This window comes from Paenibacillus sp. GYB004, from assembly GCF_036577605.1.
Classification (GTDB): domain Bacteria; phylum Bacillota; class Bacilli; order Paenibacillales; family NBRC-103111; genus Paenibacillus_AB; species Paenibacillus_AB oceani.
Genome location: NZ_JARBDB010000004.1, coordinates 310,332 through 331,690 on the forward strand (window position 1 = coordinate 310,332; position 21,359 = coordinate 331,690).

The 21,359-nt window shown below is 54.9% G+C and carries 22 protein-coding genes; 12 read left to right on the plus strand and 10 right to left on the minus strand.

The features are described from left to right. Positions 1–20 precede the first annotated feature (20 nt). Positions 21–683 (plus strand): DUF1266 domain-containing protein, encoded by a 663-nt coding sequence (locus PV433_RS03280; protein WP_332070764.1) that lies wholly within the window; start codon positions 21–23, stop codon positions 681–683. Between the two features lie 142 nt (positions 684–825). Here the strand turns inward: PV433_RS03280 and glsA are convergent, their stop codons facing one another. Then, the gene (gene glsA, locus PV433_RS03285; protein WP_332070765.1) at positions 826–1,770 is read right to left on the minus strand and encodes a glutaminase A; all 945 of its coding nucleotides are present in this window, start codon (positions 1,768–1,770) and stop codon (positions 826–828) included. Between the two features lie 105 nt (positions 1,771–1,875). Then, complete coding sequence (locus PV433_RS03290; RefSeq protein ID WP_332070766.1) at positions 1,876–3,354, minus strand: sodium:solute symporter family protein; 1,479 nt, start codon at positions 3,352–3,354, stop codon at positions 1,876–1,878. A gap of 216 nt (positions 3,355–3,570) precedes the next feature. Here PV433_RS03290 and PV433_RS03295 point away from each other — a divergent pair, with 216 nt between their 5' ends. Next, entirely contained in the window at positions 3,571–4,704 is a 1,134-nt protein-coding gene (locus tag PV433_RS03295; RefSeq protein WP_332070767.1) for an N-acetylmuramoyl-L-alanine amidase family protein, read from the plus strand. A 66-nt stretch (positions 4,705–4,770) separates the two neighbouring features. Here PV433_RS03295 and PV433_RS03300 read toward each other — a convergent pair whose 3' ends face one another. From PV433_RS03300 to PV433_RS03320, 5 genes are all read right to left on the minus strand, one after another. After that, entirely contained in the window at positions 4,771–5,463 is a 693-nt protein-coding gene (locus PV433_RS03300; protein WP_332070768.1) for a hypothetical protein, read from the minus strand. A 183-nt stretch (positions 5,464–5,646) separates the two neighbouring features. After that, entirely contained in the window at positions 5,647–6,036 is a 390-nt protein-coding gene (locus tag PV433_RS03305; RefSeq protein WP_190929895.1) for a LytTR family DNA-binding domain-containing protein, read from the minus strand. A 63-nt stretch (positions 6,037–6,099) separates the two neighbouring features. Beyond that, complete coding sequence (locus tag PV433_RS03310) at positions 6,100–6,219, minus strand: cyclic lactone autoinducer peptide (RefSeq protein WP_190929896.1); 120 nt, start codon at positions 6,217–6,219, stop codon at positions 6,100–6,102. 4 nt (positions 6,220–6,223) lie between these two features. Continuing rightward, positions 6,224–6,745 (minus strand): accessory gene regulator B family protein, encoded by a 522-nt coding sequence (locus tag PV433_RS03315; RefSeq protein WP_223836814.1) that lies wholly within the window; start codon positions 6,743–6,745, stop codon positions 6,224–6,226. Next, a complete protein-coding gene (locus tag PV433_RS03320) occupies positions 6,735–7,385 on the minus strand; it encodes a hypothetical protein (RefSeq protein WP_190929897.1) in 651 nt (216 codons plus the stop codon). The genes PV433_RS03315 and PV433_RS03320 overlap by 11 nt, the downstream gene beginning before the upstream one ends. A 396-nt stretch (positions 7,386–7,781) precedes the next feature. Between PV433_RS03320 and PV433_RS03325 the strand changes: the two genes are divergently transcribed. Both PV433_RS03325 and PV433_RS03330 read left to right on the plus strand, forming a co-directional pair. Further along, complete coding sequence (locus PV433_RS03325) at positions 7,782–8,870, plus strand: Gfo/Idh/MocA family protein (RefSeq protein WP_190929898.1); 1,089 nt, start codon at positions 7,782–7,784, stop codon at positions 8,868–8,870. 92 nt (positions 8,871–8,962) lie between these two features. Next, the gene (locus PV433_RS03330) at positions 8,963–9,931 is read left to right on the plus strand and encodes a sugar phosphate isomerase/epimerase family protein (protein ID WP_332070769.1); all 969 of its coding nucleotides are present in this window, start codon (positions 8,963–8,965) and stop codon (positions 9,929–9,931) included. A 58-nt stretch (positions 9,932–9,989) separates the two neighbouring features. Here PV433_RS03330 and PV433_RS03335 read toward each other — a convergent pair whose 3' ends face one another. Then, positions 9,990–10,808 carry an AraC family transcriptional regulator gene (locus tag PV433_RS03335; RefSeq protein ID WP_332070770.1) on the minus strand — a complete coding sequence of 273 codons (819 nt, stop codon included), beginning with the start codon at positions 10,806–10,808 and terminating at the stop codon, positions 9,990–9,992. Positions 10,809–11,031: 223 nt separating this feature from the next. On the opposite strand from PV433_RS03335, the gene PV433_RS03340 reads away from it, so the two are divergent. Next, on the plus strand, positions 11,032–11,520 hold the full coding sequence (locus tag PV433_RS03340; protein ID WP_332070771.1) for a GNAT family N-acetyltransferase: 489 nt from the start codon (positions 11,032–11,034) through the stop codon (positions 11,518–11,520). 141 nt (positions 11,521–11,661) lie between these two features. After that, positions 11,662–12,366 carry an HAD family hydrolase gene (locus tag PV433_RS03345; RefSeq protein ID WP_332070772.1) on the plus strand — a complete coding sequence of 235 codons (705 nt, stop codon included), beginning with the start codon at positions 11,662–11,664 and terminating at the stop codon, positions 12,364–12,366. A gap of 54 nt (positions 12,367–12,420) precedes the next feature. On the opposite strand, the gene PV433_RS03350 is transcribed toward PV433_RS03345, so the two are convergent. After that, positions 12,421–13,509 (minus strand): DNA alkylation repair protein, encoded by a 1,089-nt coding sequence (locus PV433_RS03350; RefSeq protein ID WP_332070773.1) that lies wholly within the window; start codon positions 13,507–13,509, stop codon positions 12,421–12,423. Between the two features lie 184 nt (positions 13,510–13,693). Here PV433_RS03350 and PV433_RS03355 point away from each other — a divergent pair, with 184 nt between their 5' ends. The 4 genes from PV433_RS03355 to PV433_RS03370 all read left to right on the plus strand — a co-directional run bounded on the left by PV433_RS03355 (position 13,694) and on the right by PV433_RS03370 (position 17,477). Then, on the plus strand, positions 13,694–14,569 hold the full coding sequence (locus PV433_RS03355; RefSeq protein WP_332070774.1) for a polysaccharide deacetylase family protein: 876 nt from the start codon (positions 13,694–13,696) through the stop codon (positions 14,567–14,569). A gap of 294 nt (positions 14,570–14,863) precedes the next feature. Then, positions 14,864–15,436, plus strand: coding sequence for an RNA polymerase sigma factor (locus PV433_RS03360; protein ID WP_332070775.1), 573 nt, complete (start codon positions 14,864–14,866; stop codon positions 15,434–15,436). Further along, complete coding sequence (locus PV433_RS03365) at positions 15,433–16,944, plus strand: DUF4179 domain-containing protein (protein WP_332070776.1); 1,512 nt, start codon at positions 15,433–15,435, stop codon at positions 16,942–16,944. The genes PV433_RS03360 and PV433_RS03365 overlap by 4 nt, the downstream gene beginning before the upstream one ends. Before the next feature lie 104 nt (positions 16,945–17,048). Further along, positions 17,049–17,477, plus strand: a complete 429-nt coding sequence (locus PV433_RS03370; RefSeq protein WP_332070777.1) for an SRPBCC family protein — start codon at positions 17,049–17,051, stop codon at positions 17,475–17,477. Between the two features lie 82 nt (positions 17,478–17,559). Here the strand turns inward: PV433_RS03370 and PV433_RS03375 are convergent, their stop codons facing one another. Next, complete coding sequence (locus PV433_RS03375) at positions 17,560–18,411, minus strand: RluA family pseudouridine synthase (protein ID WP_332070850.1); 852 nt, start codon at positions 18,409–18,411, stop codon at positions 17,560–17,562. Between the two features lie 554 nt (positions 18,412–18,965). Here PV433_RS03375 and PV433_RS03380 point away from each other — a divergent pair. After that, on the plus strand, positions 18,966–19,961 hold the full coding sequence (locus tag PV433_RS03380; RefSeq protein ID WP_332070778.1) for an ABC transporter ATP-binding protein: 996 nt from the start codon (positions 18,966–18,968) through the stop codon (positions 19,959–19,961). Further along, positions 19,958–21,091 (plus strand): ABC transporter permease, encoded by a 1,134-nt coding sequence (locus PV433_RS03385; protein ID WP_332070779.1) that lies wholly within the window; start codon positions 19,958–19,960, stop codon positions 21,089–21,091. The genes PV433_RS03380 and PV433_RS03385 overlap by 4 nt, the downstream gene beginning before the upstream one ends. The last annotated feature ends 268 nt before the right edge of the window (positions 21,092–21,359 follow it).

Consider the following 21,359-nt stretch of genomic DNA (forward strand, 5'->3'; position numbering starts at 1 on the left):
CAACAAGGAGGCGCGAGCGCATGGCTACTGAAGCCAAAACCGATAAACATAAAAAGCTGGAGCTGTACGGGCAGTGCTTATCGATGATTTGCCTGAGCGGTCCGGCATCCTTTACATTTCCGATCAAACGAAAACCGGTCGACCGGTCGGTGCAGCGCAGAGTGCTGGAGAACTGGGATGTGAAGGACGCGGGCAGCCTGAAAGAAATGCTCAACTGGCTCCTGTGCGAGGGGCGGAGGGAAAATTACGAGCGGCAGGCGTATTACTTGTCCGCGCTGCCCGAATCGGAACGGCTGCGGTATATCGGATCGTTGAAGGAAGAGAAGCTGCGGACCGAATTCAGCATCGTCCATTATTATTTGCGGCGGCTGCCTGCCGGGGGAATCGCCGCGGTAGACTTTGCGTGGTGTGCCTTTATGTGCCGGGCGGGGCTGGAATTCCGTTATATGGGGGAAGACGATTACTGGACTTATCTGTTGCAGATCACGCGTGCCGCACAGCGGGCGTATTCGGGCTGGGGCGAGTATGTGAACGGCTTCGCGGCGGGCGTGCAATATGTGGATGCCGACCTGACCTTCGACTACGTCAGCCGCAACCGTCCCGTTCTGACGAAGCTGCTCGCTTCTCCTCATAGTCCGTATCGGCAAGTCGATTGGAATATGGTACTGGAGAAGCCTTCCTGAAAGGTCTGCGCGAATCGCCCGCCGGATTCCGGTACAAAGACGCTTCCCGTCCCGATGATTCGTCGGGATAGGAAGCGTCTTTGTGTTGGTACGGGAAGTGATGAGTTCGGTTTAATGAGGGGTAGGCCCCCAGATCAGCCAGTCAGAACATGCTCCAGTCATACCGCTCAGAGAGCAGCCGGAGCAGATGGACGCCTGCCGTGCTGTTGCCCTTGTCGTTAAGCGCCGGTCCGATGATGCCGATGCCGAGCTCGCCCGGGACGAGCGCCAGAATGCCGCCGGCAACGCCGCTTTTGGCGGGGATGCCGACCTGGATGGCGAATTCGCCGGAAGCGTTGTACATGCCGCACGTCACCATGAACGACTTGGCGATTCGAACGTACCGTTTCGGGACCAGCTCGCGGCCGGTGAACGGGTCGGTGCCGTCATTTGCCAGAACGAGCCCCATGCGGGCGACCTGGGCGCATGTAACCTCGATGGCGCATTGACGGAAGTAAACGTCCAGCGTCGGTTCGACTTCCTCGTCCAGCACTTTGTTATCTTTCAGAAAATAAGCGAGCGATCGATTGCGGTTCGCCGTCTCCGCTTCGGAGCGGTAGACGTCTTCGTTGATCGAAGGTCCTTCGTCTCCCGCCAGCTCGCGGATGAACCGGACGATGCGCTCCGCCTTGTGTTCCGGGCGGTCTCCCCGGATGAGCGAGGAGATGACGATCGCTCCCGCGTTGATCAGCGGATTGAACGGCTTGCCGGGCTGGACGAGCTCCAGCTTCAGCATCGAGTTGAAGACGTCGCCGGTCGGCTCCATGCCTACTTTCTCGAATACGGCTTTTTCGCCGCGGTCCATGAGGGCCAGCAGCAGCGTGAATACTTTGGAGATGCTTTGCAGGGTAAAAGGCATACCGGCGTCACCCGCAGAGATAACGGCTCCGGACTTATGGTGCAGCGTGATGCCGAGCGCTTGCTGCGGTGCATGAGCGAGCTCCGGAATATAAGTGGCGACCCGGCCCTCTGCGGCATAAGCGCGGTACGCTTCGACCCAGTCGGGCAAATTGTCGGTCAAATCTTGGAATGCGGTTACGGAACTCATTGCGGATTCTCCTTCGGCTGGTGCTGTCTTGCTTTCATTATACATGGCCCGGCGGAGTCTCCGGAACAACTTTTTGGGTGTTCCAAATCGCTCTAGCGGATGGAGTTACTTGGCGTCTTCGTTCAGCGAGTCGACGAGCCGATCGACTTCCGGAGAAACGCTGCTTTGTTTCGTCAACCAGCCGATTCCGATAAACAGCACGGCGGAGACGACGACCGGGGAGGCGACCAGCACGGCGGTGGAGGCGTTCTCCATGATATATTTCACGTACCCGAACGTCAGCAGGCCGCAGGCCCAGGATAGGATCGCCGCCGCCGAGCCGCTTCGCTTGAAGGCCGGCAGCAGGCCGAGCAGCATCGGGATCGAGATCGGCCCGACGAGGGCGCCGAACCAGGTGATCAGCAGGCTGAGAATGCCTCCGAAGTTTTGCTGGTTGATAGCGACGATCAGCGTCAGCGTCGTGAAGACGACCAGCGTTACGCGTGCGGCGAGCAGCGACGCTTTGCCGCTCATCGTGCGGAACCTGCCGAACAGTTTCGGCAAAATGTCGCGGGTGACGACAGCCGTAATCGCGTTCGCATCCGATGTGGTCATCGCCATCGTATGGGCGAACATCGAGGCGAGCACAAGCCCGATCAGCCCGGGCGGCAGCAGGTCCATCGCCATAATCGAGTACGACTGGTTCGGATCGGCCAGAGACGGATAAAACACCGGGGCGGCCCACATCGGGAAAAACAGAATGAGCGGCCAGATCAAATAAAGAGCGGAGGACAAATAAGCGGCTTTGCGCGCTTCTCTGCCGTTCGGAGCCGCTATGAACCGCTGGGCCAAATTCCACGTGCCGCCGTTGTAGCTGAGGAAATTGATCAGCAGGTAGGCGAGCACGAAGCCGAGCGTATACGGTCCGGCGAACGCATCGTTATGGGTCGGCGGCAGACGGTCCCACAGGTCGACGATCGAGCCGAGACCGCCGAGCTTGATCAGCACGATGACGAACATCGCGAGTCCGGCAACGAGCTGGACGATGAACTGGGCAAAGTCGGTCAGCGCGTCCGCCCACAATCCGCCGATCGTGATGTAAAACAGCGAGAGCAAGCCGGATACGACAATGCCGGTCGTCAGCGGCACCCCGGCGAACACATTTAAAATAACGGCGATGGCGGCCCACTTGGCGCCTACGTCGAACAGCTTCAGCAACACGCCGCTCCACGCCATAATTTGCTGAGTCGGCACGTTATACCTTGCCGCCAAATATTCCGTAGGCGACTCGATATGAAGCTGCTGCCGCAGCCGGGACCAGCGCGGGGCGATCCAGCGAGCGCCGAAGAAGACCGCCACCGCGACCGGTACGGCCCACCAGATATAAAGCGTAAAGCCGTACTTGTAGGCGACGCCCGCGTAAGCGACGAACACGGCGGCGCTGTAGCCGGACATATGGTGGGAAATGCCCGCTAACCACCACGGCATCCGGCCGCCTGCAGTGAAGAAATCCCGGGTTCCCTTCACCTGGCGGTACGACCATAATCCGATCCCGACCATGAGCAGGAAATAGAGCCCCATGACAACCCAATCCAGCGTGTGCATGCGATCCTCTCCTTTTAAGATAGGAATAGCGCTTATCCGAAAGCGCATTACTAGAGCATATCGGATTTTCGTCCTTTCATGACAGCTTATTCGGTTTGGGCCGGAGGGCGGGAGGGGAGTATGCATACGAAGGGCGCCGCCGTTGTGCACGCCGCCAAACGATGGTACAGTACTAACAGCAGGATCAAAATCCATACTATAGCGAGGATTGCAGCTGTGAGAACCGGTAGAATCAAACGTATGTTGGCTTTTAGCTTGCTTCTGAGTCTTAGCCTGCCTGTGCAGGCCGTATTGGCGTCTGCGGCGGGTGCCGCCGCCTCCGGCGCTCCCGTGATATGCATCGATCCGGGACATCAGTTGCGAGGCAATAATCAATTGGAATCGGTCGGACCCGGCTCTTCCGAGAAGAAGCCGAAAGTATCGTCCGGTACGCGCGGCGTCGCGACCGGCAAGCCGGAATACGTGCTGACGCTGGAAGTGTCGAAGCGGATCCGAGACAAGCTGGAGGCGCTAGGATACCAAGTGGTGATGACGCGAGATACGCATGAGGTCGACATCAGCAACAAGGAGAGAGCGGAGCTGGCTAATGGAGCGGGAGCGGATCTGTTTTTGCGCATTCATGCGGACGGCTCCACCTCGCCCAAGGCGAAGGGAGCCTCGGTCTTGTATCCGGCGATATCGGTGGCCGTATCGAATGAGCAATATTCGCTCAGCAAGACGGCGGCGGAGATCGTGCTGACGGATCTGGTGGCCGCGACGCAGGCGAATTCGCGGGGGACGGTAGCGCGCGACGATTTGTCCGGCTTCAATTGGTCTGAAGTGCCGAACATCCTGATCGAGATGGGCTTCATGAGTAATGCCGAAGAGGACCGGCTGCTTGCGACGGAGGCGTATCAGGAGAAGATGGCGGAAGGGATTGCGGCGGGCGTGCACCGGTATATGACGGACGCGGCGGGCAAATCTCCCTGGGACCCGCAGCCGTTCGAGCAGCCGTTGACACTGCTGGGCGATACGGATCTGTATGACCGGGTTAGCGGCAGGTTAACGCCCGTAGGCGCCTACCTCGGTCCGCAAACCGTATCGGCCCGGGAGCGAGCGGGCGACTGGTACCGGATCGACACATGGCTCGGCAGCAACTGGGTCCGCGTGCCGAAGGCGGTAACCGGACAGATCGAGAGCGAGACGCAGTTGGTCGAGCTCCCGGCTGTCACGACCTTCCGCCGATTGCCTTTTGCGGACGAGCCTGCCATGGGCGAGCTGTCTCCGCAGACGGTGCAAGCTTTCGGGAGCTGGAACGGCTGGCTCCATATCCGGACGTGGCTCGGCGACGCTTGGGTGCAGGCGCCATGACCGGCGCGCTGTTATAGCTAGAGTAGCGGTTAGGCCGTACAACCCAAAACCCCCGAACGCCGTGTGTTACGGCAGATCGGGGGTTTTGGTCATTTCGGCTCTTGTCCGGTGCCAATGCGACGACTCGTACTCTTTCTGGAACGTCCAGTATTGGATGATTGCAAAGGCGGAGAACATAAGTAGTACGATGATGATGGTATAGTCGCTCAAATAATACAAAAAATTAAAGCTGGAGAGTGCTCCGTACCCTGCAAATGTTAGCAGCAGCAGTTTCAGGTTGGTTCCCCTCAGCCGTACCCTCGTAATTTCGTTTGGGGTCACAAAGGAAAACCCGAGACGATATTTCAAGGCAAACCCGATGACGATAAATGCGACTGCAGCCGTTACGGCTTGCGCCAAGTAAGCGAGAGCCGTTCCAGGATGGATCATAATGCCGAGAAGCTCGTACACATAAAAGACGATCGATTGTATTGCGGCATAACCTAAATACCCATTCACTACGCATAAGCCGGCATAATAGACAGGCACTTTGAAGAAGAGCCAAAAAAAGAGAAAAACGAATAAGGGCTGAATAAGCGTGGCCAGTATATCGATATCCAGATATTCAAACAAAACTAAGGAAATGACCGATAAGAAAAGGACGGCAATTCCAACCTGTGCCGCATAGTCCCGAATCGGGAACCGATAAATCGAAAAGGTAAGCAAAATCAATGCGATCCATTCGAGCATGGAAAAGAACAGGAATATCAAAGCGCTCATTATGTTTCTCCGTATCGGTTAAGGTTATCGAAAAGGCCGCTGCATGAAGTGAAAAAACCGACATCAGGAATGTCGGTCCAATGCAGCAATCGTGCTCATGTTGTGAAAATCCGGTATTGAGTCGTCATTCTTATATGTGAAAGCCGTACGGATAGGAGCGGCTTAATCTGCGTGAAGGAGATTCTACATATTGAAGCCGTCATCCGTCAGCTTTTTGGGCTTCTGGATGATTTCGATAATATCTTTTTTCACTTTATTTTTTTCTCTGTTCGAGATTGTAGCAAATTTGCTTTTATTTGTAAGTTCGGCATCAAAAAAAACGAGCGCGCGCTCTTCATCAAAGTGAGTTATTTTGTTCATATTCACCAAGTTGTTGCGGTCCAGCCTTTGAAAACCGTGTTCCAGTACATGCGGCTCTAGTGTAGAAATGTTCCAGGCCAAGGGGTAGTAAACCTCTTCGGTTGTATGAAAGGTTACGCTGCGGTTATGTACTTCTATTTTAACAATGTCTTCTATATCAAGCATGATGACTCGACCATTGTTATCCGGATCGTGAGTAACGGGATACTTCATTATAGTGTCAACTCCAGCAAAAAGGGTAGGCTGTCAGAAGGCTCTGACAGCCTTAATCAAAGATTACTTCTTCAATTCCTCCGGTATTTCTGGACGATGAGTCGAAGGAGAGGCAGTCTGCACGAAGCAACGAGCTACAAGATCAAGGACATGGGCGACTACGTTTGCTGCTTTTTGTACCATCGGTTTACACCTCCTTCCATCGAAACAATAAAATGCCTTGGATTAGAAACACGGATGCGATCACAGAGGAGTGGAAGAAAAAATTGCTGCATATGAGTAAGACGGAAGCAGCCTTCATTAAAGGATAGTATTTTTCCGGCATCGTGTGGTATCCGCGCAAGTTGGAAGGAGCCAGAAGAGCTGCCAGGATGAGAGCGGCGATCGTAAAGGCTGTACTCCACATATCAGGCAAGCTGACATGTGGAGGAACGGCGGTTATAACGACCATCGTGATCATACACGGGATCGGGGACTGGAAGTGGAAGCCGCCCGACAAGAGCCGCAGAACTACGAAAAAGGTTATGGCCGTTAAGGTTTCCAGAAACTTGCCCGTCAACAGACCGATCAATAAGGAGACGACCACCGGTATCGTAAAGTTGATGATGATAATCAGGGCAAATTTCATCACCGGGATACTTACCGTTATGTTTTCATTGGTGTTTTTAATGGATCGGGCGATTTTCTCGGACCAGGCTTCAATGATCATCGGAAAACTCCTTTTTCAGTACCCAATATTGTAAGAGGACTAGAGATACTGTAATCGGAATAATAATAAACTGGGTGTAGTTGCCCAAAAAGTATAAGAAATTAAAGCTGGTTAAAGCCAGATAACCCATAATCGTAAACAGCAAAAGTCTGGTATTGATTTTGGTGAACTTAATATTCGAGTTCGGGTAATACGGAACAAAGGTGTACCCGATCCGGTATTTATAAATAGCGTACGCAACCAATAAAGCTACAAGGGCCGTGACCGATTGATTGGCAAAGCTGATCGTCGTATCCGGAACGACGAGGATCGAACCCAACTGTTGCAAGACGATATACGATATCGATGTAAGGAAAATATAAGCCAAATAGCCGTTGGTCATAATCAGTCCGGCATAAAAGGCGGGGATACGGAACATTTGCCAATAAAAAATAAACACGATCGGAGGCTGCAGGAAGGTCGCATATCCTACCAGATCTAAGGCGACTATTAATATATAAGAAAGTAGAGACAGCAAAAACGATGTGAAAACGATTTGTCCACGGAATCCCCTGATCTCGATCTTGAACATCGTGAAGGACAGGATAATCAGCGAAAACCATTCCAGCATCGAAAAAGCCATGAACGATAAAGCTTCCATAATGACTCCCCAATCTGCATCTGTGAGATCGTTTCCAGTCCAGTATACTATAAGCCGATAGAACTATAAAGCAAAATAATGGGAACCTGATAGATTTTGTAAATTCATGAGTAATCATTATAATTTTGGTCGAATATTGGGGTCGAACTATGACAACTACCCTGATTTATAACGATTACTAGCACGCTTCTGAGATAAATCAACCCGGCTGAACGGGTGTCTGCCCAACGGTTTGCGAGCAGAAAATAAAGCTGGAAAAATAATCGTAGCCAGAAAGTTCATCTTTTGATCATATACTTCATGTTCAAAAAAATAGCTTTATGATTACATAGAACTGAACTTGCTAACGTATATAAAAGAAGTAGCGGAAGCGAATAGTAGGAGGGTGTAAATTTCATGGCAAACGGAAAATTGAGAATCGGCATTATCGGTACAGGCGGAATCGCCAACGGCAAACATATGCCGGGACTGGCTAAAGTTAAAAATGCGGAAATGGTAGCATTTTGCGACATCGTGGAGGAGCGCGCTCAGGAAGCGGCTAAGAAATACGGCGCGGAAGGTGCGAAAGTATATACGGATTACCGTCAGCTGCTTGAGGACAAAACGATCGACGTCGTTCACGTCTGTACGCCTAACGATTCTCACGCGGAGATTTCCATCGCTGCTATGGAAGCAGACAAGCACGTTATGTGCGAAAAGCCGATGGCCAAAACGGCCGAAGGCGCCCGCCGTATGGTGGAGACCGCAAAAAGAACGGGCAAAAAGCTCACGATCGGATATAACAACCGGTACCGTCCGGACAGCCTCCATATGAAGCAAGTGGCTGAAAGCGGCCAGCTCGGCGAGATCTACTACGCCAAGGCTCTGGCAATCCGCCGGCGCGCGGTTCCGACCTGGGGCGTATTCCTGGACGAGGAGAAGCAAGGCGGCGGTCCGCTTATCGATATCGGCACGCACGCTCTCGACCTGACGCTCTGGATGATGGACAACTACAAGCCGGTCAGCGTGACGGGCTCGGTATTCCACAAGCTCGGCAGCCGGGAAAATGCGGCTAACGCATGGGGCCCGTGGGACCCGAAGAAATTTACGGTAGAGGATTCCGCATTCGGCTTTATCAAGATGGAGAACGGCGCTACGATCGTACTCGAATCGAGCTGGGCGCTTAACACGCTGCAAGTCGGCGAAGCCAAATCCGTACTGTGCGGAACCGAGGGCGGAGCCGATATGGAAGACGGGCTGCGCATCAATGGCGAGCAATTCAGCCGTCTGTTCGACACGAAAGTGAAAACGGACGCCGGCGGCGTAGCGTTCTACGACGGCAAGAAGGAAGGCAGCGGCGATATGGAAGCGCGCTTGTGGGTTGAAGCGCTGTTGGAAGGCAAAGAGCCGCTCGTTAAGCCGGAGCAAGCGCTTGTCGTAACGGAAATTCTTGAAGCGCTGTATGAATCCGGCCGTACCGGCAAAACCGTTTATTTGAACCAATAATCGGTGCAAGCTGCTGTTATCACGTACATGCTACTTTCAGCGAAAGGCTTCAACCGAAGCCTTTCGTATAACCGGGAAGGAGGATATCCGCTATGAAACTTGGCGTATTTACCGTATTGTTCTCCGGCCGTCCGTTCGAGGAGGCGCTGGATTACATCGCCTCCAAAGGACTGGAAGCGGTCGAGATCGGCACAGGCGCATACCCCGGCAACGCTCACTGCGATCCGGATATGCTGCTCGCCGACGAGTCCAAGCTCAAGGCGTTCAAGCAGGCAATTGAATCCCGCGGGCTGACGATCAGCGCTCTTAGCTGCCACGGCAATCCGCTCCATCCGCAGAAGCATATCGCGAAGGAGTTTCACGATACGTTCGTGAAGACGGTCGATCTGGCGCAGCGGCTGGAAGTTCCGGTGGTCAACACGTTCTCCGGCTGTCCGGGGGATTCCGACGATGCGAAATACCCGAACTGGCCGGTAGCTCCATGGCCGAACGATTACCAAGAGCTGCTGACGTGGCAGTGGGAGACCAAAGTGATCCCTTACTGGACGGAGTGGGGACGTTACGCCTCGGAGCGTAATGTCAAAATCGGCCTCGAGCTTCACGGAGGTTTCTCCGTGCACAGCCCGGGAACGCTGCTCCGCCTGCGCGAAGCGGCCGGCGAAGTGATCGGCGCGAACCTCGATCCGAGCCATATGTGGTGGCAGGGCATCGATCCGGTCCAGGCGGTTCATATTTTGGGCCGCGCCGGAGCGATTCACCATTTCCACGCCAAAGACACGACGATCGATCCGATCAACGTGAACAAACACGGCATTACCGATATGCAGTCGTACTCGCTGATGCTCGACCGGGCATGGCAGTTCCGTACGGTCGGCTTCGGTCACGATCTGAAAACCTGGGCGGATATTCTGAGCGCTCTTCGTCTGGTCGGCTACGACTATGTCGTCAGCATCGAACACGAAGACGGCCTGATGTCGGTCGACGAAGGCTTCACGAAAGCGGTGACGAATTTGCAGCAAGTATTGCTGCGCGAGCCGCTTGGACAAATGTGGTGGGTATAATCATCGAAGGCGCTTCTCCGATTGGGTTCGGGGGAGCGCTTGTTTTTGTCGTGTACCGTCAGTCGATCCAGTTCATGTCGCCGGCCCGGTATTCCTTTGGGCTCATGCCGTAGCGGGCCCGGAACACGCGATAGAAATACGTGTAGCTGTTAAAGCCGGACGTCTCGGCGATTTGCTCCAGCGACATTTTGCTGAATAAGATCCGCTCGCGCGCCACCGACAGACGAATCTGCTGAACGTATTGCATAATCGTCTGGTCGAACACCGATTTGAACAAATGGACGGCCCGGGATACGCTCAAATCCACATGTTGTGCGACGTCTTCGATTTTGAGCGGGGAGAGGGCATTCTCTTCGATGTACCGCTTCATCTCGTAAGCGAGAAACGACCGGCCTTTTTCCTCGGGGGACCGCTGTTCCCGGCTGGCCCGCTCGATTGTCAGGCAGAGCAGACGCATATAATATTCGGTCATTTCCTTGGCCGGATCTTTGCTGCGCCGATGCTCCAGTATCGTTTGCCGGCACAGATGGAGTACTTCCTTGCTCAGCGGGAGCTTCATATGTCTGGATTTGACCGTGCGGCTCCACCATTCCTCGAGCCACGACCCGCGGCAGAAAAAGTAGTAGTCCCCGCTCGACACTTCCCGTTCCCCGCCAGGCTGATGTTCGGCTTCGATCCGCAGATCGTAGGCGTCCTTCGGCTTGTACAGCAGCAGATCACCCGGGACGATCAGGCGAACTTCGCCGTCTACGAGGATGCGGCAGCTGCCTTCGACCTGGAATCGGATCAAATAGTTGCGCAGTCCCCGTGTCGTCGCAATATGAAACGGCTTCGTATGATACGAATACCCCGCAGCCAACACTTCGCATTCCGTCACGATTGTTGCCTCCCCTGCTTTTACGCAGCATGTCCGGTTTTTTATCCTGATTGTACCATAGGTGCGGCGGTGTAGAACATGCGGCTGATACTTTGCCCGGTTTGTCCATAAGGTGACGCATGAGTTCGTTATAGAAGTTTTTGCCGGATGAGGAAAGAGGAGTTTCGCGAAGGCGTCTGGAAAGTAGTACATGTGAATAATCGGATGAAAGGGTGAGCGCGCATTGAACATCCGTCCAATCGACAGGGAACACGACAAATCGCTGCTGCTGGCGCTTCACTGTGAAGTGAACTACGCCTGTGACACGTCTTGGTCGAGGGAACTGCCGTATGAGGAGTACAAGGCGAAATGGATGTCCACGTCGCAGCCGGAACAGTTTTATTCCGCTTTGCTGGAAACGCTGGACGATCCCCGGACGATCGCGGAGCTTGCGGAGGACGACGGGCGGCTGATCGGATACGTCTGGGCGACGTTCGCCGATGTGCCTGAGTATGCGCTGACGATCGCCGAGATTCGCGATTTCTATATCGCCCCGGATTATCGGAGAGAGGGGTACGGCATGCGGCTGCTGGCCTATGTGGAGGACAGCGTCAGACGAAACGGAGCGAATCTGCTTCGCTCGGAAACGGGGACGGAGAACGCGGCTTCCCGCTCGCTGCACCGGAAGTACGGCTTCGGGGAGTACCGGATTTGCCTGGAGAAGAGGCTGTAGGTCCGGAGGAAGGATAACATCCCATTGCCTGGGAAGGAGAGGAACGGCTGTGACGGTAAAAGCGGTTTTTCTTGATTTGTATTCATTGGACCGGGCGGAGCAGCCGGCGAAAATCATCAGCAGTGAAACGGAGGAGTACGATTGTATAAAGCGGTCATTTTCGATCTGGACAATACGTTGCTGAATTACGACCTATGCGAATCGGATTCGATGCGCCTGACCGGCCGGAAGCATGGGCTGGAGCAGTGGGAGCGGTTTACTTGGGAGCTGTTCTGGGAAGCTTTCGCCCCGATCAATTGGGTGTACTGGAGCGAGAGGATCGAACGCAAGCTGACGATCCACCAGGTGCTCGAATATTCGTTCCGCGATACGCTGCAGCGGCTGGAGTGGGACTCGGTTCACTCGGTTCCGCTTGCACGCACCTACTGGGAGCACTTCTGCGAGTTATGCCATTTCGAGGACGGCGCTCAGGAGCTGCTAACGGAACTGCACGGCAGCCGGAAGCTGGCCGTCATCTCCAACGGCATCGGCGAAGCCCAGCGTAAACGGACGGCAAGCGGGAACATCGCTCATCTGTTCGACTCCTTTATCATCTCCGACGAGGTGGGTTTTCTGAAGCCGGACCGGAGTATATTCGAGATCGCGCTTGGGGAGCTTGGGCTGGACCGGACGGAAGTGCTGTACATCGGCGATTCGCTGGAGATCGACGGGGTAGGGGCGAGCAATGCCGGGATCGACTTCTGCTTCTACAATCGCGGCCGGCTGCCGGTTCAGGGCCCGTTCGCGCCTCAGTATGCGATCGAGCGGCTGAGCGAGCTTCCGGCCGTGATCGCCTCCAGAGTCTGAGGCCGTGGCAGCACAGTCCGGAGCGGACTGCGGCAAACGGATATGAATTCACAATCAAAGCTCTTCGTGCAGGCAAAACGGCACAAGAGCTTTTTCGATTCCGTTAACGATGACGCTAAGGCCGTGTTCGCCCGGGTAATGCTTGCGTGTCGTCAACTGCGCGAAGCGGTGGGTAAAGGCGACCGCGCACGCTCCGGGAGCGTACGTCTTCTCCGACAGCTTGAACAGCTTGCGGGAGCTGCTGCCATTCGCTTTGACGAAATCGATGCCGTATTCGATGCGAAGCCGCGCAGGCTCTTCCCCGAGATTCACGAGTGTAAAACCCATCGACGCGGAGCCGCCGATGTGAATAGCTTCCGGAGCGACCGACAGGCCGCTAACCTCGATCGCCTCCGCCGGAACGAACCCGAAGAAGCGAAGCGCCTCCGGGTCGCACCGCTTGAGCAGCCCTCTGCAGCCGTGCCGGACGATCCAGTCGGTGTGAGGATGCCGGTCGTACCAGCGGCGGGCGGTCTCCAGCACGAGTGCAGGATGATCCTTGGCGATGTCGTTCAAGTGATTCGCCACGCTTCTCCGCACATACTCCGACTCGTCTTCCTTCAGCAGTTCCAGCAGCGCCAGCACAGGGCGGGGGTCCCGCTTGAACTCGCTCAGCGCCATCGCCCAGGGCAGGCGCGGCCGGCTCCCTTCGCTCGCCAGCCGGCGGACGTGCTCGTCCGGGTCAGCCGCCCACTGCTTCAACCGTTCCAGCATAAGAGAGGGATAGCGGACGATAAATGGCCGGACGGCGAATTCCGAGCTGGAATACCGGGTGAACCAGGCAAGCGCTTCGATCGAGGCTTCGGGGTCTTCCAATCCGTACACTTCCACGAAATCCGGATACAGCATGTAAGGGAGCCCGCGGCTGTCGACGGCGGTACGTTTCAAAATATCCAGCGCTTCCCGGTAATCGGACGGAAGCGTCGCACGCAGCGATTCCGAGATCCGCCTCATCCGCTGCTTGAGCGCAAGCGACTCCCAATCGTCCGCGTAAACGAGCTCCAGAAACGTCCGCTCCGGAAAGGCCGGATACTCCGCCCGCAGTTTCCCTGTCAACTGCCCGAAAAACGCCTCGTTGTAAATCTCTTTCAACAGCTCGGCCATGTTGTGTTCACGATCCTTCCTCGGACTCTAAGTGGTACGGGAATGTATGTTCCCATACCTTGCAGTATACCACAAAACGATTCCCCGTTGGAACTTAAAATAGCTTTGGGAGTGAACCAACGTCCCCTTCCCTGCGCCTAAGTATTGAGCGCGCGCACCACAGCACAAGGAGATTTGTGAGCACATGAGAAGGGGATTTGCGAAGTTTATTTTGTGTATAACAATAACCGGATTGCTTGTTTTGTCGGGTTTTGGACTGGTCGGGAGGATGGATTTCGGGAAAGAGGCGTTCTACACCGGCAAAGCGCTGGTTTTGTTGTACCACGATGTCCGCCCGGAGGGAGCGGGGGCAAACGATCCGTTAACCGTAAGCGCGGGGCAGTTCGAGGAGCATATGCGGATGCTGCGCGACCGCGGCTTCCGGGTCATTGAAATGGACCGATTCGTCCGATTCATGCTAAACGGGGGAAGCCTGCCGCCCAATGCGGTAGTGGTTACATTTGATGACGGATACGAAAACTTCTACGAAGCCGCCTTTCCCATCCTGAAACGATACGGCATGACCGCTTCCAATTTTATTGTCGGCATTTCTTCGGATTTATTCGACCCGGAAGCCGATCCGCATTTGACTTGGGATCAGATGCGGGAAATGAAAAAGCACGGCATGGGGTTTTACAGCCATACGTATCATTCGCACCGGACGGTCCCGACGGATCGCGGCGATTTTTCCCAGCCGGCTTTAACGGCCAGAATGTACGTGTCGAAACATCGGCAGCCGGAATCCGTGTCCGACCATCAAAAGCGAATATTCAGCGATTTGGCTTTTATGGAGAAACGGTTTCGGGAGGAGCTCGGCGACCAGCGCTCTTTGCTGGCTTTTCCATACGGGGCCTACGACGAGACCGTTCTTGAGGAAGGGGAGAGGGCGGGGATCGAGCTGTTTTTCTCGACGGAGGAAGGAAGCAATACGCCCGGAAGCCGGATCGTGAAACGAATAAATGCTGGTGAGCCTTACATGTCCGCCGCTTCGCTGTGGAGCAGGCTGGAGCCGTTTTTTTGAATGCTAAGAGAACTTAACCCGGGTGTCTGCTTGGCGGGGAGCCGGACAATGGATACGCGAAGCGGCCAGCTCCAAGCAGCAAGTGGAAGAATTTGGGGTAACGGGAAAGAGGGCAGCGAATGGTAGGGTGTACTATAATGACAAAGTGTCCGCCGAGGCAGGCGGAACCGCAGTGTAGTCAAGCGGATCGAACAGGAATCGGGAACGACGATCCAGAATTTTCTTGTGTGTTTCCTTGAACCAAAAACCGATTTTTTACGCCATACCTATAGAGTAAGCAAAAGGAGTGGCAGTATGGATTTGGAAACGGAAAGACAATTGTGGGATGAAGTCAGGCGCGGAAATAAGGAAGCGTTCCAGAGCTTGGCGAATCCGTTGATTCCGCGGGCTTACCGGTCCGCCTATATGATATTGCGGTCCAAGCAGTTGGCCGAAGAAGCGGTGCAGAATGCGTTGATCGAACTGTATTCCGCGATCATAAATGGAAAGGAAGTTATCCATCTCCGGGCGTGGTTCGGCCACCTTATCGCGCTAAGGGCGCTGGATGTAGCCAGGAAAGAGCGCGGCTACAAGTATATGGTGGATATCAACGGCCTGGAGTTTCAGGACGGCTCAGCTTCCCCGCTGGACAGCGTATTGAAAAAAGAACAATCCGAGAGGCTGATCGAGTCCATTATGGGACTGGAGCTGAACCAGCGAATTGTAGTGGGGCTTTACTATTTTCAGGATATGAAAATCGAAGAGATTGCCGAGCTGCTGGATATCAAGTCGGGTACGGTCAAATCCCGGCTGTACCATGCCAGAGTGAAGCTGGGCGGAATGCTTCGCCGTTTACAGACGTCGACAAAGGAGATTACGATCATATGAAGCGCGATAATGGTCTAAAAGCAACCCTGGAGGTAGCGCTGGATCAAATTCCGGTACCAGAGTCGCTGTTTCGGTTCGCGGAGGAGCTGCCCGAACGGTTCGAGAAAGGCGAGTTTGAGCAGCGGGCCGAGGTCGCTGTACCTAAGCGGCGCCAAGCCCGATTTATGCCGGTGCTGGTCAAAAGCGCATCTGCAGCCGTCATCATGGCGATTGTGCTGTCCGTCGGGGTGAAAGTGTCGCCGGCCTTCGCCGACTTGGTCAAGGGAGTGCCCGGCATCGAAATCGCAGTCGATTGGCTGCGGCAAATTCGCGAGAAGGACGGCGTCCAAACGGCGGTCAATAACGGTTATACGCCGATAGAGCCGGTGACGCTGCAATTAAACGGAACGACGATAACGATCGGCGATATGTATTTGACGGACGAGGAGCTTCTATTTAAAAGCTTCATACGCTCCGACGTGTACGATGTGACGAATGAACGGGGCGCCGTACGGTTTTGGATACATCCGGAGAATATGATGGCAGGGGGTTCGACCACCGCCTCTTCCGTCGTAACGGCAATGGATGGGAGCGGCAAGCCGGTGCTGCAGGAGACGTACAAGTATCTGCTGAATGAGGGCGAGGCCGAGCGGTTTTTGGCTCAAGGCAGTGAGCTGCAGCTGAAGGTTATGAAAGATACGGCCGATGAACAATCGCGAACAAACAATAGCAAGGAAGTCGGCCAAATAGCCGTTCCGATCCAGGCAAGCAAGCTGCTGCACAATAAAGTGCTCGAACCGATACAGGCGCTGCCGTTGGGAGATCCGGATATGCCGGAACTCGTCGTCCGGAAGCTGACGATCCAGCCGACAACGATGAATGTCATTTTGAAAGGGCCAAAAGGGTGGCGGTTCGATTTTCCGAGGGATGATGCACATGCTCCTTATTTGCAGGACGATAAAGGAAGAGTGTACCGCTACGATCCTTCCGGGCCTGGTCTTCTTTTGGAGGAAGGGGCTCTGCAGCTGCCTTTCGCTTCATCCGTCTTCTTCGATCCGGACGTACGGTCACTGACTTTGCATATCGGGAACATGACCGTAGGCGAACGGGAGCCGAGCGGCCGGGCAGAGTTGATCTTGGACGGCGAGTTTCCGCAAACCATCCGCTTCAAAGGCAAAGACATCGTGATCGAAGGGGCGGACTATAGACCCGAAGGATTCTTACATTTGAAAGTGAAGAAAGACGTGCCCGGGCAAACGGTGCTGAAGAATGTGCATTTCAGCGTTGCGGAAAGGAAAGACTTGACGTCATTCGAACTGGAAGCCTACAACACGTACGTCCGGCAACAGGCCGAGTATAGAGAGGCTTTTCAAGTCAGCGGGTTCGGAACTGCGGAAGACGGGCGCAACCAGTCTTTCCTTGATGTATACATCCAAGCGCCCAAGCTGGAGCGGTATACGCTTACGATGGCCCGGACCAACGATACGATCGTCGTCGATCAAGATTATCCGATTTCGTTGAAGTGGTGAGCAAATAGGCAATCCATAAGAAACCCTTATACGCATCCTATGCTATCATGAGTATCGAACATAAAATCGTATAGGAAGTAGACACATTCGGAAAGGAGCAAAGTATGGCAAATATCGAGCATTTGCAAACCGTGAATGTTCCGGCATCGAAGGTATATGAAGCCTTAACCACGGCTGAGGGGTTGTCGGAAGTTTGGACCAATGAACTCATTGTCCGTAATCAGGTTGGCTCCCTGAATGAATTTCGATTCGGCGGCCATGACGCAGACAAGATGAGGATCGAGGAATTGATCCCGAACCACCGAATCGTTTGGCGGTGTATGGATTCGGACCCGGAATGGATCGATACGGTTATCTCTTTTGACATCGAAGAGAAGAACGGGAAGTCCTTTGTGACTCTGCGTCATATGAACTGGAAAGAAGTGACGCCCTTTTATCGATCTTGCAATTACAATTGGGCCATATTCCTTTATAGTCTCAAATCCTATTGTGAACAGGGTGAAGGTCTTCCTTATCAAAAACGCAAGTTTTAATCGTGCAAGCAAAACCAGCAACGGCCGTCCAAGACTTGTTTCAAGTCCCAAACGGCCGCTTTTTTTCATTTATCGTTCCGAACTACTCCCGAAATACCCGCAAGAAAGCAGGGGGCACCTTGCTTTCGAAGCGCATCGTTTGACCGGTGACGGGGTGTCGGAAGGAGAGGATGTGGGCATGAAGACCGAGTCGTCCGATCGAGCCGGAGGAAGCGCCATATTTTTTGTCCCCGACTACGGGATGGCCGATGTCCTGCATATGGACGCGGATCTGGTTTTTCCGTCCGGTCTCCAGCTCTACCTCCAGCAGCGAGAAAAGTTTGCTCGACTTCATCAGCTTATAGCGGGTCACCGCGAGCTGTCCGTCGTCCGGCTTCTGGCTGGAATACACGCGCATCGCTTTGTTTTCCTTCAGCCACGACCGGATCGTGCCTTGCTCTTCCCGCACTTCGCCCTCCACCAAAGCTACGTACGTACGCTCCAGAACGGATTCCTGCCACGTGTTCTGCAACTGCTGCTGGATTTGTTCGCTCTTGGCGAACATCATCACGCCGGATGTGTCGCGGTCCAGACGGTGCACGATGAAGATCCGGCTGCGCGGATCGGCGCGGCGCACGTGATCGGACAGCTGGCGGTAGGCCGTCATCTCTTTTTCCTGCTCGGAGGCGATGGAGAGAAGTCCGGCATCCTTATGCACGACGATCACATCGTCGTCCTCATGGAGGATGGACAAGCCGACCAGCTTGTCCGCCTTGACGATCTTCGCCCAACTGACGGTTACCTGGTGACCGGGAAGCAGGGGCTGATCGTGCCGGGTTACCGTTCTTCCGTTCACCGACACTTGCCCGCGCGCGAGAATCGACTTGACCGCGTTGCGCCCATGGGCGCTTAACGATTGAATCAAGAAGGCCAGCAGCTCGTCCGGCTGCTGCACCGTAAGCTCGGTAGCGGGCGGGTGTTTGCCCCAAGGGGCTTTGGCCGGCGTTGCGTTTTTGTGCGGCTTGGCGCCCGCGGCCGTGTCGCCAGCCGGAGGGTGCTTGCTCCAGCCCGATTGGGCGGCTGCCCGCTTCTGGGGCTTTCCGGCCGGTCTGCCGGCGGAAGGCTGCTTGTCCCAGGAAGCTTTGGCATCTGTACGCCTGCCCTGCTTCCCGTTGGATTCTGCGACCGGGGCCGGTTTGCCCCATGCGCTTTTCGGCTGTTTGCCGGCCGCTTGTGCAGCGGCGGTTGGTTTTCCGAATGCCGGTTTGGCGTCCGTGCGTCTTGCTTGTTTTTGGCCCGGTTTCGAAGCGGGAGCTTGCTTACTCTCTGTAAATTTGGCGGGTGTGCGTTTCTTCTTGTCCATTCCGTTCTCCTTTGACTGTGCAGTTCCTGTTGCTACTATATCGCATCCGACGCAAAAAAGCATCCGCCCTCCCGTTCCCCGGCGGTTTGCATGCGGCCGTTCCGGAACAATGGTATAATAGTGCCATTCGCTGGAGGAGGGTGTGTATGGGCGATCCGATCAACACGGCGGCTGCCTTCGGTAGCGGCAAGAAACCGGTGATCCGGGCCGAAGGGCTCATCAAACGGTATGGTTCTTTTACCGCCGTGGACCATGTAAGTTTCGAAGTACACAGAGGCGAAATATTCGGCCTGCTCGGACCGAACGGTGCCGGCAAAACGACGACGATGGAAATGATGGAAGGCTTGCGCCGTCCGGATGAGGGAACGGCCATCGTAGCCGGCTTCGATACGCAAAAGGAGCTGAAAAAGGTCAGACAGGCGATCGGCGTTCAACTGCAATCGACCTCGCTGTTTGACTTATTGAAAGTGAAAGAAATCGTACGCATGTATGCGAGCTTTTATCCGAGCTCGGTTCCGATACAACCGCTTCTTCAGGATATGATTCTGGAGGAGAAGAAAAACGACCGGGTGAAGCATCTGTCCGGCGGCCAGCGGCAGCGGCTTGCGATTGCTCTGGCGCTCGTCAACGATCCGGAAGTGATCTTTCTCGACGAACCGACTACCGGACTCGATCCGCAGGCGCGGCGCATGTTATGGGACATCATCCTGAAGCTGAAAAACCGCGGCAAAACGATCGTGCTGTCCACCCACTACATGGATGAAGCGCATATTTTGTGCGACCGCATCTGTCTGATGGACAAAGGGAAGGTGATCGCCCTCGATACGCCGGAGCGGCTTGTGCGCAGCCTGCATTCCGAGAGCGCTGTCGAATTCCGGCTGCCCCAGCTGGAGAGAACGGACTTGCCGGACGAGGAGCGCCGTGCCGTCCTGGCGGTGCTGGAGAGCGTGCAAGGGGTTACCGGGGTGGATATGAAAAAAGAAGTCTACGTGCTGTACACGGATCGGCTGCAGTCGACCTTGACTGATTGGATCGCGGTTGCGGGAGCAAGGGGACTGGAGTTCGTCGACCTGCGCACTCGCATAGCCACGCTGGAAGACGTGTTCATCCATATGACGGGAAGGAGCCTGAGAGAGGAATGAAGGCTTACTTGCAGTTGACGCTCGCTCAGCTCCGGTTGTTTATTCGAAACCGTCAGGTGCTGTTCTGGTCGCTGTTATTCCCGGTTTTTTTTATGGGCATGCTGGGAGCTTTTCTCGGCAACGGCAGCGGCATATCGCTGAATGGAGCGATCATCGACGAGGATCACAGCAGCGCTTCGCGTACGCTGGTCGGTTCGCTCCGCCAATTAAGCCATGTGATCGAACTGAAAGAGGAATACAACAAGGAACAAGCGATGGAAGAGCTGAAGCGGGGCGATCTGCATATTATCGTAGTCATCCCGGACGGCTACGAGGAACAGCTCGGGAAGCATTCCACCAATGCGTATCTCGATCCGCTGTTCGAACCGATGCCCGAGGTGGCCAAGGTCAAGGCGTATTACGACGAGACCAATATGACGACGTCCCAGTTGGCGCTGGCGGTTTTGTCGCAGGTGGTGGACGGCCTGAGCAAACAGCTTGCCAACTATTCGCCGGTCGTAACGGTGGAATCGGTCGCGGTTCAGTCGCTGAATTTGAAATATATCGATTTTCTCGTCCCCGGCATTCTGGCTATGATGATTATGTCTACCAACCTGAATGGAGTAGCCGGTCAAATCGCTTCGTGGCGCGAGCGCGGCATTTTGCGGAGAATGCAGAGCACGACGCTTAAAGCGTCGACGTTCATCGCCGCGCAAATAACGGCACGGCTCGTGATGAACGGCATGCAAGCGTTTATCGTCGTGTTCGTCGGCTCGACGTTTTTCGGCACGCAGGTGAATGGGGCGTGGTGGCTGCTGTTTCTGTTCGTCGTGCTCGGGACGCTCACCTTCATGTCGCTCGGCTTCATTATCGCCTCTCTGGCCAAGACGCCGGAAAGCGCCGGACCGATTGCCGGCTTCGTATCGTTTCCGATGCTGTTTCTCGGCGGAGTGTTTTTTCCGATTAAGGAGATGCCGGTGTTGCTGCAATATGTGGTGAAGCTGCTGCCGATCTCGCATCTGACGACGGCAATGCGCCAGGTGATGAACGTCGGGGCGGATTTTACGGCATTGTGGCCGGAGGCGGCGCTGCTCGGCGGCTGGATTGTGGTGGCGTTTACGATCTCGAGCTTTACGTTTAAGTGGGAGTAAAGGCATAACTGGAAGCCCGGCGCCTCGTACTTATAGTCGTATTAGAAGAGGACAAGCGATAGTAACGGTTCTCACGGATCGCACAAGGCCGGGCGGATTGGCCGGTCAAGCGATTCGGAGAGCCGTTTTTTGGAGTTTGGACGAAAACGCATACATAAAAAGTCCGCAACGTGGCAAACTGGTAATGCCGGCATGAAACGTAACGTTATGTAAAGCTGACGCACCTTGTTACACGATTGACACATAAAGTTAATGCTGCGCTAATGAT